1 protein-coding gene is annotated in these 761 nt (G+C 31.3%); it reads left to right on the plus strand.

Annotated elements, in window-relative coordinates:
* Nucleotides 1-761, plus strand: a 761-nt coding sequence (locus tag AB671_RS22600; RefSeq protein WP_185116244.1) for a hypothetical protein, incomplete at both ends; no start/stop codon positions are given.

A 761-nucleotide genomic window follows, 5' to 3' on the forward strand; every position in this document is an offset into this window, starting at 1 on the left:
TATTAATTTCACTTATGAAAAAGGGCGAAATGATTCGAATTATTTTAATTCATCAGAATTGTATAAATTAAAATCTATACAAAGTAATATTATCGGACAAAGTACTAACCAATTTGTAGATCAATATACCTTTGATTATGATTATACCAGTACATCTTTCTTGACATTTCCTGACCCCTCGCTTAATCTCAAAAAACTTTTATTAAAAAAAATAACTAAATCAGGCGATACTAATAATCTAAATGAATATGAAATCAGCTATACCAACCAAAATAAAATATTTAAAAAAGACAGTTGGGGATATTACAGAGGTAATGATTTTTATGAACCTGTAGATATCACTCAAGATGTTATCAGCTCTATTACTTATCCTACTAAAGGAAAAGTGATGTTTGACTTTGGTGAAAATATTTATAGTCATTTTGCTGGATTCTCACAACCTATCGAGGCAGTAACTGGAGAGTGGATAGAGCATAATAATGATTTTGAATTAGAGGGGGTTAATTCATTTAATCCTAATATTAAGAAAGATTTTTTTACGATACTTTCTCCGCAGACCGTTAAATTACACCTAGATCTCGGAAATTTGGTTTACTCTAATTGGGAATTTAATATTTACAAACAAATTAGCCCGAATGTATTTTCAGCTCCGGTAACTACATTTGGAATGAGTTGGCAATCTTGTATAAGTACTAGTGGTGCCCAATGCCCAAATGCGGGAATTGGTGAAGGAGGAGAACCTGTTACAGAATTCTATAGAG

The sequence above is a fragment of the Chryseobacterium sp. BGARF1 genome, from assembly GCF_001677955.1.
Lineage (GTDB): Bacteria > Bacteroidota > Bacteroidia > Flavobacteriales > Weeksellaceae > Chryseobacterium.